15 protein-coding genes and 1 riboswitch are annotated in these 16438 nt (G+C 73.1%); of the genes, 12 read left to right on the forward strand and 3 right to left on the reverse strand.

What is annotated here, in order from left to right; all coding sequences use genetic code 11:
- Positions 1–47 precede the first annotated feature (47 nt).
- A riboswitch (TPP riboswitch) is annotated at positions 48–164 on the forward strand.
- The 5 genes from thiO to ACFWYW_RS06830 all read left to right on the forward strand — a co-directional run bounded on the left by thiO (position 154) and on the right by ACFWYW_RS06830 (position 5407).
- The gene (gene thiO, locus ACFWYW_RS06810) at positions 154–1278 is read left to right on the forward strand and encodes a glycine oxidase ThiO (RefSeq protein WP_379621480.1); all 1125 of its coding nucleotides are present in this window, start codon (positions 154–156) and stop codon (positions 1276–1278) included. (Overlaps the previous riboswitch by 11 nt.)
- A gap of 53 nt (positions 1279–1331) precedes the next feature.
- On the forward strand, positions 1332–1532 hold the full coding sequence (gene thiS / locus ACFWYW_RS06815; protein ID WP_379621482.1) for a sulfur carrier protein ThiS: 201 nt from the start codon (positions 1332–1334) through the stop codon (positions 1530–1532).
- Positions 1525–2280, forward strand: a complete 756-nt coding sequence (locus ACFWYW_RS06820) for a thiazole synthase (RefSeq protein ID WP_379621484.1) — start codon at positions 1525–1527, stop codon at positions 2278–2280. Before thiS ends, ACFWYW_RS06820 begins: the two co-directional genes overlap by 8 nt.
- A gap of 81 nt (positions 2281–2361) precedes the next feature.
- Positions 2362–4284 (forward strand): Stk1 family PASTA domain-containing Ser/Thr kinase, encoded by a 1923-nt coding sequence (gene pknB / locus ACFWYW_RS06825; protein ID WP_379621486.1) that lies wholly within the window; start codon positions 2362–2364, stop codon positions 4282–4284.
- Between the two features lie 31 nt (positions 4285–4315).
- The gene (locus ACFWYW_RS06830; RefSeq protein WP_379621488.1) at positions 4316–5407 is read left to right on the forward strand and encodes a hypothetical protein; all 1092 of its coding nucleotides are present in this window, start codon (positions 4316–4318) and stop codon (positions 5405–5407) included.
- A gap of 11 nt (positions 5408–5418) precedes the next feature.
- Here ACFWYW_RS06830 and ACFWYW_RS06835 read toward each other — a convergent pair whose 3' ends face one another.
- Complete coding sequence (locus ACFWYW_RS06835; protein WP_379621490.1) at positions 5419–6540, reverse strand: serine hydrolase domain-containing protein; 1122 nt, start codon at positions 6538–6540, stop codon at positions 5419–5421.
- A gap of 99 nt (positions 6541–6639) precedes the next feature.
- Positions 6640–7791, reverse strand: a complete 1152-nt coding sequence (locus ACFWYW_RS06840; protein ID WP_379621492.1) for a winged helix DNA-binding domain-containing protein — start codon at positions 7789–7791, stop codon at positions 6640–6642.
- A 227-nt stretch (positions 7792–8018) separates the two neighbouring features.
- Here ACFWYW_RS06840 and ACFWYW_RS06845 point away from each other — a divergent pair, with 227 nt between their 5' ends.
- The 7 genes from ACFWYW_RS06845 (at position 8019) to alc (ending at position 15166) form a co-directional block, all read left to right on the forward strand.
- Positions 8019–8396, forward strand: coding sequence for a gamma-glutamylcyclotransferase (locus ACFWYW_RS06845; RefSeq protein WP_184960572.1), 378 nt, complete (start codon positions 8019–8021; stop codon positions 8394–8396).
- Entirely contained in the window at positions 8393–9148 is a 756-nt protein-coding gene (locus ACFWYW_RS06850; protein WP_379621494.1) for a hydroxypyruvate isomerase family protein, read from the forward strand. The genes ACFWYW_RS06845 and ACFWYW_RS06850 overlap by 4 nt, the downstream gene beginning before the upstream one ends.
- Entirely contained in the window at positions 9148–9978 is an 831-nt protein-coding gene (locus ACFWYW_RS06855) for an NAD(P)-dependent oxidoreductase (RefSeq protein WP_379621496.1), read from the forward strand. The genes ACFWYW_RS06850 and ACFWYW_RS06855 overlap by 1 nt, the downstream gene beginning before the upstream one ends.
- Positions 9979–9980: 2 nt before the next feature.
- Positions 9981–11681, forward strand: coding sequence for a glyoxylate carboligase (gcl, locus tag ACFWYW_RS06860; RefSeq protein WP_379621514.1), 1701 nt, complete (start codon positions 9981–9983; stop codon positions 11679–11681).
- 85 nt (positions 11682–11766) lie between these two features.
- A complete protein-coding gene (locus tag ACFWYW_RS06865) occupies positions 11767–12903 on the forward strand; it encodes a glycerate kinase (RefSeq protein WP_379621516.1) in 1137 nt (378 codons plus the stop codon).
- Position 12904: 1 nt separating this feature from the next.
- Complete coding sequence (gene allB / locus ACFWYW_RS06870) at positions 12905–14218, forward strand: allantoinase AllB (protein WP_379621498.1); 1314 nt, start codon at positions 12905–12907, stop codon at positions 14216–14218.
- Positions 14219–15166 (forward strand): allantoicase, encoded by a 948-nt coding sequence (alc, locus tag ACFWYW_RS06875; RefSeq protein WP_379621500.1) that lies wholly within the window; start codon positions 14219–14221, stop codon positions 15164–15166.
- Between the two features lie 58 nt (positions 15167–15224).
- On the opposite strand, the gene ACFWYW_RS06880 is transcribed toward alc, so the two are convergent.
- Positions 15225–16418: a hypothetical protein gene (locus ACFWYW_RS06880; protein ID WP_379621502.1), complete on the reverse strand. Its 1194-nt coding sequence runs from the start codon at positions 16416–16418 to the stop codon at positions 15225–15227.
- Positions 16419–16438 lie beyond the last annotated feature (20 nt).

A 16438-nucleotide genomic window follows, 5' to 3' on the forward strand; every position in this document is an offset into this window, starting at 1 on the left:
TACCGGGGTCATTCGTGGGAGTGCCTGCCGAGGCCGTAGGCTGGGACCGTAAGACGCGCGGGAGTCCGGCCTTAACCGGACTGAGAGGAAGGCTTCATCGGGCCTTCGACCGCAAGACACCTGATCCGGATCATGCCGGCGTAGGGAGCGGACATGCACGTGATCGTGGGCGGCGGCGTCGTCGGGCTCAGCGTGGCCTGGCGCCTGGCCCGCTCAGGACGGCCCGTCACCGTCGTCGACCCCGCGCCCGCCTCGGGCGCCACCCACGCCGCGGCGGGGATGCTCGCGCCGGTGAGCGAGGTCACGTTCACCGAGGAGCCGTTGCTGCGCCTGGGCGCGGCCTCGCTGGCGCGCTGGCCCGCCTTCGCCGCCGAACTGATCGCCGACGCGGGCCTCGGCCCCGGGGCGCTCGACTACCGCGCCGACGGCACGCTCGACGTGGCCTTCGGCGCCGACGACCTGGCCGTCCTGGAGGAGACTGCGGGCTTCATGGAGAAGCTGGGCCTGCGGGTCGAACGGCTCAGCGGGCGCGAGTGCCGCCGCCTGGAGCCCATGCTCGCGCCGTCGGTGCGCGGCGGCCTCCTGGCGCCCGGCGACGCCTGGGTGGACCCGCGCAGGGTCGCCGGCGCGCTGCTGGCCGCCTTGGAGCGCCTCGGGGTCCCGATCGTGCGGGCGCGGGTGCGCGAGCTGCTGCGCGGCGATGAGGGCGTCCAGGGTGTACGGCTGAGCCCGGGTGACTCCGGCGGCGAGCCGTACCCAGAGCCGGATCGGGAGGAGCTGCGCGCCGAGCGGGTGGTGCTGGCGGCGGGGGCGTGGAGCGGCGCGCTGGCCCCGGTGCCGGTGCGGCCGGTGAAGGGGCAGATCCTGCGCCTGCGCTCGCAGCGGCCGCTCCTGGGCAGGTGCGTGCGGGGCACGGTGCACGGGCTGCCCGTCTACCTGGTGCCGCGCGGCGACGGCGAGCTGGTCGTGGGGGCCACGCAGGAGGAGCTGGGGTTCGACACCCGGGTGACCGCGGGCGGGGTGTACGAGCTGCTGCGCGACGCCCGCGAGCTGGTGCCGGGGGTGAGCGAGCTGGAGCTGGCGGAGGTGGTGGCGGGGCTGCGGCCCGGCACGCCGGACAACCTGCCGCTCATCGGGCCGGGTGCTGAGCCGGGGCTGCTGGTGGCCACCGGGCATCACCGGGGCGGGGTGCTGCTGGCCCCGCTCACGGCCGCCGTCCTCATGGGCGAGGAGCGCGAGCTGTCGTCCTTGTGCTCGCCCGCCCGGTTCACGCCCTAGGTCGCACCGCCTCCAGAAACAACCCGAATTTTCATCCCGAAGGGGGATATTTCATGAATGTGACGATCAATGGGGCCGCGCATGAGGTGCCCCGCGGGACGACGGTGGCGCAGGCCGTACGGACGCTGACCGAAGCCACCAAGGGCGTCGCGGTGGCCGTGAACGACGAGGTGGTCACGCGCAGCTCGTGGGAGACCACGGCGCTGGCCGACCGCGACCGGGTCGAGGTGCTGACGGCGGTGCAGGGTGGATGAGCTGATCATCGGCGGGGAGAAGTTCGCCTCCCGCCTCATCATGGGCACCGGCGGCGCCCCCTCGCTGGAGGTGCTCGACCAGGCGCTGGCCGCCTCGGGCACCGAGCTGACCACGGTGGCGATGCGGCGGCTCGACCCGTCGGCGCCCGGCTCCGTGCTCGACGTGCTGCGCGAGCGCGGCATCAAGGTGCTGCCCAACACCGCGGGGTGCTTCACCGCGGGCGAGGCGGTCCTGACCGCCCGGCTGGCCCGCGAGGCGCTCGGCACCAACTGGGTCAAGCTCGAAGTCATCGCCGACGAGCGCACGCTGCTGCCCGACCCGATCGAGACGTTCGACGCGGCGGAGCGGCTGGTGGCCGACGGGTTCGTGGTGCTGCCCTACATCGGCGACGACCCCGCGCTGGCCCGCCGCCTGGAGCAGGCCGGGTGCGCGGCGGTCATGCCGCTCGGCGCGCCCATCGGCTCCGGGCTCGGCATCCGCAACCCGCACAACATCGAGCTCATCGTCGAGGCCGCCTCCGTGCCGGTCATCCTGGACGCCGGGATCGGCACCGCCAGCGACGCCGCGCTCGCCATGGAGCTGGGCTGTGACGCGGTGCTCCTGGCCACCGCGGTGACCAGGGCGCAGCGGCCCGAGCTCATGGCCGCGGCGATGAAGCAGGCCGTTCAGGCCGGCCTGATGGCGCGCCGGGCCGGGCGCATCCCCCGCCGCCGCTATGCTGAAGCGTCCTCGCCCATGCACCCTTAGTGACGACGGAGTGCCACGTAATGGCATCGGTTTCGGATGGTCAGGCCCCTCCAGTGGCAAAACGACCGTAAACTCGGCCACGTGGACACGACGACCGCGGACCCTCTCGTCGGGCGACTGCTCGACGGGCGCTATCGCATCGAGTCCCGGATCGCCCGGGGCGGGATGGCGACCGTCTACCTCGCGCTCGACGTCAGGCTCGACCGCACGGTAGCGCTGAAGGTCATGCACCGCTCGCTGGCCGAGGACCCCGCGTTCGTACGCCGGTTCATCGGCGAGGCCAAGTCCGTGGCCAGCCTCTCCCATCCCAACGTCGTGCACGTCTTCGACCAGGGCACCGACGGCGACATCGTCTACCTGTCGATGGAGTACGTGCCGGGCAAGACGCTGCGCGACATCCTGCGCGAGCGGGTCAGGCTGCCCGCCCGCGAGGCCCTGGAGATCATGATCCCGGTGCTCGCCGCGCTCGGCGCCGCCCACCAGAGCGGGATGGTCCACCGCGACGTCAAGCCGGAGAACGTCCTGCTGACCGACGACGGCCGGGTCAAGGTCGTGGACTTCGGCCTGGCCCGCGCCATCGAGGCCACGAACCAGACTCGCACCGGCGTGATGATCGGCACGATCGGCTACATGTCGCCCGAGCAGGTGACGACCGGCGGCGCCGACGTGCGCAGCGACGTCTACGCCGCGGGGATCATGCTGTTCGAGCTGGTCACCGGGCAGCAGCCCTACGACGGCGAGACGCCCATGTCGGTGGCCTACCGGCACGTGCACGACAGCGTGCCGCCGCCGTCGTCGCTGGTGCATGAGACGCCGCCGCTCATCGACACGCTCGTCACCCACGCCACCGCCCGCGACCCGCAGGACCGGCCGGCCGACGCCACCGCGATGCTGGTCGCCGCCGTCGACGCCCACCGGATGCTGCCGAGGCAGAGCACCCCGCCGCACACCTCGCCCCACAGCGGGGCGCACGCCCGCATGTCGGGCCCGCAGCACGTGCCGCCGCCCAGCCACACGCTCATCCAGCCGCGCGCCGACCTCCACACCGCCCCGCCGGCGCCGCCGCGCCGGTCGCGTGGCAGTGGCAAGGGGTTCAAGCCCAGCTGGTTCCTCATCGGGCTGGCCACCGTGATGGTCGCCGCGATCGCGATGACCGGCGCGTACTTCGCGCAGACCCGCTACGTCAAGGTGCCCACCCTGATCGGGGAGAACGTCGACGTCGCCATAAAGAACGCCCAGGGGATGGGCTTCGTCGTCAAGCCCGCCGAGGGCCGCCACGACGAGAAGTACGGCAAGGGGCTCGTGCTCAGCACCGATCCCGTCGCCGGGTCCGAGCTGGCGGAGGGCTCGACGCTGACGATCGTGCCGTCGCTGGGGCCGAAGCGCGTGGCCGTACCCAAGACCCAGGGCATGTCGGAGGCCGACGCGCGCGCCGCGATCGCCGCGGCGGGGCTGCAGGTCGGCAACGTGCGGCGGATCGAGAACCTCCAGGTGCCCCGCAGCACCGTCATCCGCTCCTCGCCCGACGTGGGCGAGCAGGTCAAGGAGGGCTCGAAGATCGGGCTGTTCGTCAGCGCCGGGCTGATCATGCCGGACGTCGGCGGCATGCCCAAGGACGAGGCCGCCGCCTACCTGGGCGAGCGCGGGCTCGGGGTGCAGGTCAACGAGGTCGACGACGACGCCGAGCCGTGCACGGTCATCGCCCAGAGCCCCAAGGCCAAGTCCGAGGTGGACAAGGGCACGCCCGCGCAGCTCACGATCTCGCGCTGCCGCGACTTCTTCGACTGGTTCCGGGGCGACGACGACGAGGCCCGTGACGACGCCGAGTTCCGGATCGTGCCGCAGGTGATCGGCAAGACCGTCAACGACGCCAGGAGCGAGTTGTCGGCGCAGGGGTTCAAGGTCAGGGTGCGCAGCCTGTTGGGCGGGGATGTGGTGCGCTACCAGCGGCCCACGCCGAACAGCGAGCGTCCGCCGGGCGCGCTGGTGTACCTCTGGCGGTGAACCTTTCGCCGTCTCGCGCGGTATGAGGTTCATGAGAGTCGCTGTGGTACTGGCCGCTGTGGCGGTCGTGGCCGGGTGCACGTCATCGGGTACGGCCGCGCCTCCTCCCACCGCTTTCGCCCGGGGCGATCGGCCCATGACGCCGCTGGCCGGCGAGCCGCTGACCGGCAGCGGGCTGCGGCTGCTGGTGACCGGGGCTCATGCGTACCTGCTGGAGGTGGACTCCGGGCGGCGGACGGCCATCGAGGGGCTGCCGCCCGGCAGGGAGTACTGGGGGTTCTCGGCGGGGCGGACCGTGGTGGCCGCGGTCAGGCCCGGCCGGCGCGATCCCGGGCGGGTCTACGTGCTCGACGGCGTGCGGGCACGGGCGCTGGCGGACGGGGTGTGGGCGTTCGCCTCGCGCGACGGGCGCGGGGTATGGGTGACGCGGCCCGCCGGGTCCCGGTGCGAGCTGCGCGAGTTCTCCTTCACCGGTACGGCTTCGCGGCCCGGGTTCCCGGTCGATTGTGACGAGGCGCCCTTCGCCGACTCCGTGCTCGGCCTGCTGGCCAACCGGAACGACGGGACCATGGCCGTGCTCTCTCGCGACAGCGGGCGGCCGTTGAGCGTGTCCAGGGGTGAGCCCGGGTGGCACGTGCTGGGGACCACGCGGCGGCAGGCGCGGGCGCTGGTGCGCTCGCTCGGGGCTTCCGGGAGTGAGTCGCTCGGGCTGCTGGATCCCGCCACCCGCCGGGTCACCCCGGTGCCGTTTCCGGCCACAGAAGGGCGTGCCGCGGAGGCGGTGCCCGGCCCGGACGGGCGGCTGCTGGCCGTCCGGTTCGTGGATCCGGCGTTTCCCGGGCCCCGGCAGTACCTGGACGTGTGGGTGCTGGACATCGGGACGCTCCGGTGGACCCGGCTGCCGTCGATGCCGGTGCCCGCCTCGATCAAGACCACGTCCATGGCGTGGACCCCGGACGGGCGGCTGGTGCTGACGGGGGACTACGTGATGACGGACAAGGTGTATCCGGCCGAGCCGGACTACGCGTCGATGGTGGTGGACTGGCGGCCGGGCGAGGGTGCGGTGCGGGTGAAGCGGCTGCCGGTCGCGCGGGGCGAAGTCGCCGTCCTCGCCCCGCGCTGACCGCTTCCCCGCTATCCCTGGCTCCCCCCGCTCTGCGGGCTGCCCGGGGTGTTCGGGCAGAGGACCGACTCCGCCGCCTTGGAGATGGCCCTGACCACGTTCAGGCTTGGCTCGGCGTCCAGCGTGGTGGAGATCGCGAAGTGCTTGCGTCCGTCGCGGGTGCTGACGGTCGCCGAGGTGAAGCCGGGGGCGCCGCCGTTGGTCTGCACGATCTGCCCGCCGCACGGCGGTGGCGGCAGCGGAGGCCCGCCCTCCGGCGGGTCGGTGATCACTCGCTGGAGGTCGGCCGGCAGGAGCCTGCCCTGGAGGAAGGCCCGCCGGTAGGTGCTCATGTCGCGGGCCGTGGAGATGACGCCGCCGGCGCCGTGTCCCCAGCTGGCGTTCAGGCGGTCCATGTCGTGGAGCCTGCCGTCGGGGCCGGGCGCGTAGCCGTGGCCGTGCGGGCCCTTGATGGCCTGCGGGGGCCGGATCGGCAGGTAGGTCCCGCTCATCCCCAGCGGCCGGAAGAACCGCCGCTCGAACTCGGTCGCCAGGCTCCTGCCCGTGATCCGCTCGATGATCATGGTGAGCAGCGTGTAGTTGGCGCTGGAGTAGGAGTACTTCTCCCCCGGCTCGCCGGTACGCGCCTGCGCCCGCGAAACCCTGAGCAGGTCGGCCGGGCGGTAGTAGGTGGTGAAGTCGAAGACGTCGACGAGGTCCGGCCTGAACCACTCCGGTACGCCGGAGGTGTGCCTGATCAGCTGCCGCACGGTGATCTCGGCGGCCCGTTCGACCAGGTCCTTCTCGGCCACGACCGGCAGCACGTCGGCGAGCTTGTCGTCGAGGCCGAGCCTGCCCTCCTTGACGAGCTGGAGGATCACGGTGGCGGTCATCCCCTTGGTCTGGGAGCCGATCCGGTAGCGCGCGTCCGTCGGGATCTTCCCGCCCTTCCCGCCGAGCAGCCGCGACCCGGCGCTGCTGCGGCCCACGCGCCTGCCGTCCACGTACAGCTCGCCGATCGCCCCCAGCACGCCGTTCGCGTCGGCCAGTCCGGCGATGGCCCGCCGTACGTCGTCCGTGCCGGGGTCCACCCGGGCGGTGGCGGGCTGGGCCAGGCCCAGCGCGAGTACGGCACCGGCCAGTCCCGCGGTCATACGTTTCCCCACAATGGTCCCTTCAACGTCCGGCGGCACGAGGAGGTGTCCCTCACGCCGAGGATCTTTGTAGGGCCAGTGGTGCTAAGTCCCGATAAATCAGGCGGTCAGCGCGCGTTCCAAAGGGGTGCGGAAGCGGGGGGTGACCTTGGCTCCGGCCAGCCAGGTGGCCAGGCCGGCCGCCTCCACCTCGATGGCGGAGCGGGCCTCGGAACCCACGTCGGACAGCAGGCGCCAGACGATCTCGCCGTCCGCCCGGGTGGCCCAGCCGCCCACCACCTGGCCGTTCCACCAGACGGTCGGGCCCACGTTGCCGCTGCGGTCGAACAGGTCGGCGCGGTACTCCCGGGGGAGGTACCAGTCGCGCCCCTGCCAGCCCATCGGGGTCGGGTCCAGCGCGGGCAGCAGGGCCGCCCACGGCTCAGGCTCCGGGGGTTCGGGGTCGCCGGGGAGGACGTAGCCGGTGCCCTCGTCCAGCTCGACCTCTGTCGCGTCCAGCGCCTTCAGCGCACGGCGGGTGTCGCCCAGCGTCCAGCCGGTCCACCACTTGATGTCGGCCTCGGTCCCCGGGCCGAAGGCGCGCAGCCACCGCTCCACGAGCGCGGACTGGGCCTGCTCCACCGGCAGACCGGGCATCGGCCCGGCCAGGGCCCACTTGTGCTGGCCGCTGATCCACGAGCCCGCCGGGCGGCCGCGGCGCACCACCGTGCCGTCCATGGCCATCAACGTCAGCAGGCGCGTGGCCACGCCCTGGCGGGTCTCCTGGCGGGTGCCGGGGGCGTACACGATCTGCCGGCGTAGTTCGGGCACGACGGCGCCGAGTTCGGTGGCGGCGGCCTCGCCGAGCTCGCCCAGCGCCGTGACCACCGCGGCCTCCGCGGCGGCGATCCACTCCTCGTCGTACGGCCCGCCCTCGGCGAAGTGCTTGACCAGCACCCGGCGTTCCCTGGCGGCGATGGCCACGGTCGAGGAGTGGTGCACGACGGGGACGAGCGCCTCGGGCACGACGAAGACGGTGCGCCGCATGCCGGTCATCCGCACGAGGGTCCGGTCGGCGTAGAGCGCCTTCTCCACCGCCGAGACCGTGGGCAGGGCGAGGCGGGCGCCCGCCGACAGGAACACCGTCGCGGGATCGGTCGCGTGCAGTGCCACGACCGACTCCACGGCCTGCTCGACGCCGGCCGCCTTGCGCGCCAGCGCGTGCCGTACGCCCAGGCGGGCGCGCCGCTGCCGCGCGGTGATCCGCTCCACGAGTGCCTCCATCCTTTTGGCCGAGGCCACCATCGCACACAACGCGCTCTTCAGCCGCACCGGCTTGGCACAACGCACAAGCTGATCGCGTACGGCACCCGCCAGCTTCGGACGTCTGGCGGCTAGACCGGCCACGAGGCCGCTGGGTGTACTGAAACGGCACTCAGGCACCGCGCTGCCCGCCACCGGGCAGACCTACGGGCCCCGTCCACAGCGAAGGAGCCTGCATGACCCTGATGTTCCTGAACGGCGGCGCCATGCGGGGCGGACCGCTGCACCACCTGCTCGGCGACGCGCCACTCGTGGCCGAGACCCGTACGGCGGCCAAGTACCGCTTCTACTCCGTCGGCGGCCGCTGCCCCGCGCTGTACCCGGTCTCGCACGGCGGCGCCGAGATCGACGGCGAGCTGTACGACCTGGACCTGGACCGGCTGCGTGACCAGGTCCTGCCGGCCGAGCCGCCGGAGCTGGAGCTGGGGGTGATCGAGCTGGCCGACGGCAGGTCGGCGCTGGCCATGCTGCTGCGCCGGCCGAACACCTCGCACGCCGAGCTGGCCGACATCACCGACTTCGGTTCCTGGACGACCTACAAGGAGAGAGCGTGAGGTTCGACGTCAACTGCTCCATCCTGTTCACCGGCCTCCCCCTGCTGGAGAGGCCGGCCGCGGCCAAGGCCGCCGGGTTCGAGGGGGTGGAGTTCTGGTGGCCGTTCGCGGCCGCCGTACCGGATGACCATGAGGTGGACGCGTTCGTCGCCGCGGTCGAGGACGCGGGGGTGCGGCTGGTCGGGCTGAACTTCGCCGACGACATCGCCGAGGGCGGGCGCGGGCTGTTCTCGCGGCCCGCCGACCGGGCGCGGCTGCGCGACAACCTCGACGTCGCGGTCGGCATCGCGCAGCGGCTGGGATGCACGGCGCTCAACGCCCTGTACGGCAACCGCGTCGCCGGCCAGGAGCGGCAGCAGGACGTGCTGGCGCTGGAGAACCTGGCGCTGGCCGCGCGCAAGGCGGCGGCGATCGGCGCGGTGGTGCTGGTCGAGGCGCTCAATAGCTACGAGTCGCCGTCCTACCCGCTGGTGTCGGTGAAGGGCGCGATCGACGTGATCGAGAACGTCGGGGAGCCGAACGTGCGCTTCCTGTGCGACCTGTACCACCTGGCCCGCATGGGCGAGGACCTGACCGCGGCTCTCGCACATCCGCTGGTCGGCCACGTCCAGATCGCCGACGCGCCGGGCCGCGGCCGTCCGGGGACCGGGGAGATCCCGCTCAAGCGCCTCCTGGACGGCTACGACGGCTGGGTGGGGCTGGAGTACAAGGACCCCGGCCTCGACTTCGACTGGATCAAGGAGTTCAGCTAGTGAAGATCGGTTTCATCGGGCTCGGGATCATGGGCAGGCCCATGGCCGGGCATCTGGTCAAGGCGGGACACGAGGTGACCGGCTACGACCTGAACCCCGTGGAGTTCGGGGGCGCCCTCGCGGGCGGCGTGGCCGAGGCGGTGAGCGGGGCGGACGTGGTGATCACCATGCTGCCCGCCGACCCGCAGGTCGAGGCCGTTTTCCCGGAGATCTCGGCGAACGCCCGGCCGGACGCCCTGTACATCGACTTCTCCACCATCACCCCGCAGACCTCGCTGAAGGTCGCCCAGCAGTGGAAGCGCAGCCTCGACGCCCCGGTCTCCGGCGGGGAGAAGGGCGCGGTCGACGCGGTCCTGTCGATCATGGTGGGCGGCTCGGCGGACGACTTCGAGGCCGCGAAGCCGGTCTTCGAGGCCGTCGGCACGACGTACAAGCTGGTCGGCGGCCCGGGGGCCGGCCAGTACGTGAAGGCCGCCAACCAGCTCGTCGTCGGCGGCACCTACGCGCTCGTCGCCGAGGCGATCGTGCTGATGGAGGCGGCGGGGGTGGACGCCGCCGCGGGCCTGGACGTGCTCGCCGGCGGCCTGGCCGGCAGCCGCATCCTGGAGCTCAAGCGCGCCTCGATGCTGGCCCGCGACTTCCGGCCGGGCTTCCGCATCGACCTGCACCACAAGGACATGGGCATCATCCTCGACGCCGCCCGCGGCGCCGAGGTGGCCATCCCGATGGGCGCGCTGACCGCGCAGCTCGTCGCCGCCGCGCGGGCACAGGGGCACGGCGGCCTCGACCACTCCGCCCTGCTCAAGGTCGTCGAAGGGCTCAGCCGATGAAGATGCCAGCGATGGAGGCCGTCGTCCACGTCCTGCGGTCGGAGGGCGTCGACGTCGCCTTCGGCTGCCCGGGCGCGGCCATCCTGCCCCTGTACAAGGCCATGGAACGGCTCGGCGGCATCGAGCACCTCATCGTCAGGCACGAAGAGGGCGCCACCCACATGGCCGACGGCTGGGCGCGCACCAACGGCCGGGTCGGCGTCGCCATCGGCACCTCGGGCCCGGCCGGCACCAACATGATCACCGGTCTGTACACCGCGATCGCCGACTCGATCCCGATGATCTGCATCACCGGCCAGGCCGCCTCGACGAAGCTGCACCAGGAGGCGTTCCAGGCGGTCGACATCGTGGAGATCGCCAAGCCCGTCACCAAGTGGGCCGTGCAGATCAAGGAGGCCGCCCAGGCCCCCTGGATCTTCCGCGAGGCCTTCCGCATCGCGCGATCGGGCCGCCCGGGGCCGGTCCTGATCGACATCCCGGTGGACATCGCCAAGCAGGAGATCGAGTACGACCCGGTCATCGACGCGCCGCTGCCCGTCACCCAGGCGCACCCGCACCCGCCGCGGGTCGAGCGCGCTCTGGACATGCTGCTGGCCGCCGAGCGGCCGATCATCCTGTCCGGCGGCGGCGTCATCCTCGCCGACGCCTCGCGGGAACTGGCCGAGCTGGCCGAGCTGCTGCAGATCCCGGTGCAGGCCACGCTCATGGGCAAGGGCTCCATCGACGAGGACCACCCGCTGTACTGCGGCATGACCGGCATCCAGACCTCCCAGCGGTACGGCAACGCCTCCTTCCTGGAGTCGGACCTGGTGCTCGCGCTCGGCGCCCGGTTCGGCGACCGGCACACCGGCACGCTCGACGTCTACCGGGGCTCGCGCAAGTTCATCCACGTGGACATCGAGCCGACGCAGCTCGGCCGGGTCTTCGGTCCTGACCTGGGCATCGTCTCCGACACCCGGCTGTTCCTGCGGGCGGTCATCGCGCTGGCGCGTGAGCGCGGCGTGAGCCGTACGCCGGGGGCGTGGGTGGCGCGCGTGCGGGAGCTCAAGCGCACGCTCACCCGCCGCGAGGACTTCGACGACGTGCCGATCAAGGCGCCGCGGGTCTACAAGGAGATCAACGAGTACTTCGACGACGAGACGTACTTCGTCACCGCGATCGGCCTCTACCAGATCTGGGGCGGCCAGCACCAGAAGGCCGGCAAGCCGCGCCGCTACCAGGTGTGCGGGCAGGCCGGGCCGCTCGGCTGGGAGATCCCGGCGGCCATCGGCGTGAAGAAGGCCAGGCCGGAGGCCACCGTCGTGGGAGTCGTGGGCGACTACGGTTTCCAGTTCCTGGTCGAGGAACTGGCGGTGGCGGCGCAGTACAACGTGCCGTTCGTGCTGGTGATGCTCAACAACGAGTACCTGGGGCTGATCCGGCAGGCCTCGATCGGCTACGACATGAACTACGAGGTGAACATCCACTACGACGAGTTCGGCTCGGACAACGTCAAGATCATGGAGGCGTACGGCTGCGCCGGCACGCGCGTCTTCGACCCGGCCGAGATCCGTTCCTCGCTGGAATGGGCCACGAAGGAGGCCGGGCGGACCTCGCGGCCCGTGCTGGTCGAGATCATGATCGAGCGTGAGGCCAACACCCCGCACAGCCTGTCGTCCATCGACGCGGTGCGGGAGTTCGAACCCCTTCCGGAGCAGGTGTGATGATAGGCACGCCTTCCTGCCCGCTCGCACCGGGCAGGAAGGCGCGTCCGGCCATTCTGTAACAGCTCGCGAGGAGTTCGTAGTGGTGGAGCACGTGCTTGTTGCCCCCGACAAGTTCAAGGGGTCGCTCACGGCGGCCGAAGTGGCCTCCCGGGTCAGCGCCGGCCTGGGTGTCGCGACGGTCGAGCTGCCCGTGGCCGACGGTGGCGACGGAACCGTCGATGCCGCCGTGGCCTGCGGTTTCGAGCGCGTGCCCCTGACCGTCACCGGTCCCACCGGCGAGCCCGTCGAGGCCGCGTACGCCTGGCGGGCGCCGGTCGCCGTCGTCGAGATGGCCGAGGCTTCCGGGCTGCGCAGGCTGCCCGGCGCGCCGGACGCGCTCGGCGCCACCAGCTACGGCACCGGCGAGCTGATCGCGGACGCGGTCAAGCGGGGCGCCACGCGCATCGTGCTGGGCATCGGCGGCAGCGCCTCCACCGACGGAGGCGCCGGGATGGCGCGGGCGCTGGGCGCCCGGTTCCTGGACGAGACGGGTGCGGAGCTGCCCGAGGGCGGGGCCGCGCTGCGGAACCTGGCGAAGATCGACATGTCCGCCTTTATCGACCTTTCCGGGGTCGAGGTGGTGGTCGCCAGCGATGTCGACAACCCGCTGCTCGGCCCGCACGGTGCCGCCGCCGTCTACGGGCCCCAGAAGGGCGCCTCGGCCGAGGACGTCCAGGTGCTTGAGACCGGGCTGGCCCGGCTGGCCGCCAGGGCCGCCGCCACTCATGGCCTGGTCGGCGCGGTGGAGCACGACGGCACGCCCCGGCCCATGGGCGTCGCGGGCGCGCCCGGCGCGGGCGCGGCGGGCGGGGTCGGGTTCGCCGCCCTCGCCTTCCTGAAGGCCGAGATCCAGCCGGGCATCGAGTACCTGCTCGACCTGCTCGGCTTCGGCGAGCAGGTACGCGGCGCCCGCCTCGTCGTCACCGGCGAGGGCTCGCTCGACGAGCAGTCGCTGCGCGGCAAGGCCCCCGTGGGCGTCGCCAGGGCCGCGGCCAGGGCGGGCGTACCCGTCGTGGCCGTCTGCGGGCGGCGCACGCTCACCGACGAGCAGCTCAATGCCGCCGGGATCCGCGCCGCCTACGCGCTCAGCGACATCGAGCCCGACCTGGACCGCTGCATGGCCGAAGCCGGCCCGCTGCTCGAACGGCTGGCGGCGCGCATCGCCGCCGAATGGAGGTGAGATGGACGACCTGGTGATCCGGTCGCGGCGCGTGGTGACCCCGGAGGGGGTGCGCGCGGCGGCGGTGGCCGTACGGGAGGGGAAGATCGCGGCGGTGCGCCCGCACGAGGCGCGCACGCCCGCGGCCGCCGAGCTCGACCTCGGCGAGGTGGCGCTGCTGCCCGGCCTGGTCGACACCCACGTGCACGTCAACGAGCCGGGCCGCACGCACTGGGAGGGGTTCGCCTCCGCGACGCGCGCGGCGGCGGCGGGCGGCGTCACCACGATCGTGGACATGCCGCTCAATTCGCTGCCGCCGACCGTGACGCCCGCCGCGCTCGCCGCCAAGCGGGCCGCCGCCGCCGGGCAGTGCTTCGTGGACGTCGGGTTCTGGGGCGGGGCGGTGCCCGGCAACGTCAAGGAGCTGCGGCCGCTGCACGAACGGGGCGTGTTCGGCTTCAAGTGCTTCCTGTCGCCGTCGGGCGTGGAGGAGTTCCCGCCGCTGTCACTCGACGAGGTACGCCGCGCGCTGGCCGAGATCGCCGCCTTCGACGGCCTGATGATCGTGCACGCCGAGGACCCCGCGCTGCTGACCGATCCGGCCGGCCCGGGCTACCCCGAGTTCCTCGGCTCGCGCCCCGGCTCGGCCGAGCGCAGCGCCGTCGAGCAGGTGATCAGGCTGACCCGGGAGACCGGCGCCCGCACGCACGTCCTGCACGTCTCCAGCGCCGACTGCCTGGAGCCGCTGCGCGCCGCGCGGGCCGAGGGCCTGCCGATCAGCGCCGAGACCTGCCCGCACTACCTGACCATCGCCGCAGAGCAGGTGCCCGAGGGCGCGACCGCGTTCAAGTGCTGCCCGCCCATCCGCTCGGCCGCCAACCGCGACCTGCTCTGGCAGGGACTCGCCGACGGCGTGCTGACCTGCGTCGTCTCCGACCACTCGCCGTCACCCGCCGACCTGAAGGTGCCCGACTTCGCCGCCGCCTGGGGCGGCATCGCCTCGCTGCAGCTCGGGCTGAGCGCCGTCTGGACCGAAGGATCGCGACGCGGGTACGGCCTGGCCGACGTCACCCGCTGGATGTCGGAGAACCCGGCCCGCCTGGCCCGCGTGGCCGGCAAGGGCGCCATCCGCCCCGGGTACGACGCCGACCTGGTCGCCTTCGACCCCGAGGCCGGTCACCGGGTCGACGCCCAGGCACTCCACCACAAGAACCCCGTCACCCCTTACCACGGGCGCGCCCTGCGGGGCGTCGTCCGCACCACCTGGCTCCGCGGCCGGCGCGTCGACGTGACGGCGGCGCCGTACGGAACCTTTCTGCAGTTGGGAGCACACTGAATGCCCGCCTTCACCAGACTTCCCGACCTCGCCCTGCGCGGGTACGGCGGCGCCGTCATCGCCGCGAGCGATGAGTCGTTCGCCGAGAAGGAGGCGCTCGTCCGGCCGGGCAGACCGGCCTTCCAGGCGGAGACGTTCGGCAACAAGGGACAGGTGTACGACGGCTGGGAGACCCGCCGTCGCCGCACGCCCGGCCACGACTGGGCGATCATCCGGCTGGGGCTGCCCGGCACGGTGCGCGGCGTGGTGATCGACACGGCGTGGTTCAAGGGGAACTTCCCGCCGCACGCCTCGGTGGAGGCGTGCGAGGTGGCCGGAACCCCGTCGCCGGAGGAGCTGGCGACGGCCGCGTGGGTGGAGATCGTGCCGCGCGCCGACCTCAAGGGCGATGCCGAGCATCACTTCGAGGTGCGCGACGAGCGGCGCTACACCCATGTGCGGCTGAACATGTACCCCGACGGGGGGATCGCCCGGCTGCGCGTGCACGGCGAGGTACGCCCGGACCTGTCGCTGTATGACGGGCTGAGCCTCGACCTGGCGGCGCTGGCCAACGGCGCGGTGGTGACCGGGTGCTCGGACGAGTTCTACTCCGCGCCCCACAACGCCATCGCCCCCGGCCTGGGCAGGCACCAGGCGGAGGGCTGGGAGACGGCGCGGCGGCGCGACGACGGCAACGACTGGATCGTGGTGCGCCTGGCCGGGCGGGGCGTCGTCAGGCTGGCCGAGATCGACACGACGAACCTGCTGTTCAACGCGCCGGGCGCGATCCGGCTGCGGGGCAGGGACGGCGAGGGCGACTGGTTCGACCTGCTCCCCCGGACCGGCCTGCAGCCCGACACCCCGCACCGCTTCCGGGTCGAGGAGGCCCGGCCCGTCACCCACGTGCGGGCCGACATCTACCCGGACGGCGGCCTGGCCAGGATCCGCCTGCACGGCAACCTGGCGTGAGCCACCCGCCCGGCAACCTGGTGTGAGCCGCCTGCACGGCAACCCGGCGTGAGCGGCCTCAGGCCATCGCCGCGTCCGTGACGAGCTGGCGGCGTTCGGCGACGGAGGAGCCCAGGGCGACCAGCGTGCTCAGGGCCACGCACAGGCCGATGGCGGGCTGGGCGCCGACGCGCTCCACGAGCCAGGCCACGGTCATGCCGGCGGCGCCGTAGCCGAGTCCGCCGGCGGCGTACATGCCGGAGAAGCCCACGGCCCACTGCGACTCCGGCAGCCGGTCCTGCAGGGACACCGCGCGGGCGGTCAGGGCGGGCGTCTGCAGAAGGCCGGCGACCGCGAACAGGGCCACGACCAGGCCGAGCACCGGGACCAGCGCGGCCGCGCCCAGCGCGAGACCGATGCCGGCCGACAGCAGTGCCGCCTGGGCCAGCGGGGTGCCCGGCCAGGCGCGGGAGCCGTACAGGAGGCCGCCGCCGATGCCGGCCAGCGTGTACGCGGTCAGGACCGGGCCGGCCAGGGCGGCGCCGGCGTCGTGCGTGGCCAGGAGGACCGGCAGGGCCAGGCTGACGGCGCCGAAGGCGAACATCATCGCCCCGTCGTACGCCATCGCGGGCCAGCTGATCCGCCACAGGCGGGCGCGGTGGGCGGTGGTGGTCCTGGGCGGGTCGAGGAGGCGGCGTCCGGCCAGCGCTCCGGCCGCCGCCACTGCGGCCATGAGGAGGATCGGGAGGCGGGCGTCCACGACGGCCAGGAGCGCCACCACCGCGGGGGCGACGGTCCAGACGGTCGTGCTTGCCGCGGATTCGAGGCTGAGCGCGGGCACGCGTCGCTCGGGTGGCGCCAGCCGTACCAGGAGGGCGCGCAGGCCGCCGTGGGCGCCCGCGGAGATCGCGCCGCCGAGCCCGGCCAGGGCGAGCATTCCCGCGGGCGTCCACCACTCGGCGCGGGGCGAAGCGGTGGCGAGCAGGGCCAGCAGGGCGAAGGCCGCGGCCTCCACGCCCAGGACCAGGGCGGTCTCTGAGGGGGCGGGGCGGCGGTCGAAGCGCCTGCCCAGGGGGCCCGCCGCGACCGCCTCGGCGAGCGCGTGGCCGCCGCCCAGGAGGGCGCCGACGGCGTAGGAGCCGGTGACGGCGTGCCCGAGGAAGACCAGCGCGAGCGGCGCGGCGGCCACCGGGAACCGCTGGCAGACCAGGACGGCGAACCAGACCCCGACCCCCGGCGAACGCAGTACTGTCACATACTGTTTACCGGTCATACTTATAGACGGTAACAGTT

The sequence above is a fragment of the Nonomuraea sp. NPDC059023 genome, assembly GCF_042740095.1.
GTDB lineage: Bacteria > Actinomycetota > Actinomycetes > Streptosporangiales > Streptosporangiaceae > Nonomuraea.